The sequence below is a fragment of the Acidithiobacillus ferriphilus genome (genome assembly GCF_018854775.1).
GTDB lineage: Bacteria > Pseudomonadota > Gammaproteobacteria > Acidithiobacillales > Acidithiobacillaceae > Acidithiobacillus > Acidithiobacillus ferriphilus.
This window is the reverse complement of record NZ_JAAZTY010000251.1, coordinates 1-422: the sequence shown is the minus strand read 5'-3', so window position 1 is coordinate 422 and position 422 is coordinate 1. Positions and strand designations below refer to the sequence as shown.

The window sequence follows — 422 nt, the reverse complement described above, 5'->3', positions numbered from 1 at the left end:
CGATTCACCACGTCCAATTTGTCCACGGTATCGAATTCAAACTTGATCTCTTTCCAGGTTTCCAGGGCAATCTTCAGCTCTGGACTGTCTTTCGCGGCGTTGGTGAGGATGTCCTTGCCCTCGCGCTCCAGATCGCGCCCTTCATTGCGCGCTTCCACACAGGCTTCCAGTGCCACGCGGTTGGCAGCGGCTCCGGCAGCGTTGCCCCACGGATGCCCCAGCGTACCGCCACCGAACTGGAATATTGCATCGTCGCCGAAGATGGCTAAGAGCGCCGGCATGTGCCAGACGTGGATGCCGCCGGAAGCCACGGCGAAGACCCCCGGCATGGAGCCCCAGTCCTGGTCGAAGAAGATGCCGCGACCGCGGTCCTCGGGGACGAATGACTCGCGCAGCAGGTCGACCCAGCCCTGAGTGGCGGC

Annotated in this window: 1 protein-coding gene; it reads right to left on the bottom strand. The window is 62.8% G+C overall.

What is annotated here, in order from left to right; genetic code table 11:
- Positions 1-422 (bottom strand): RuBisCO large subunit C-terminal-like domain-containing protein (locus HF921_RS12965; protein WP_264318211.1); only part of this gene is annotated, 422 nt, incomplete at both ends.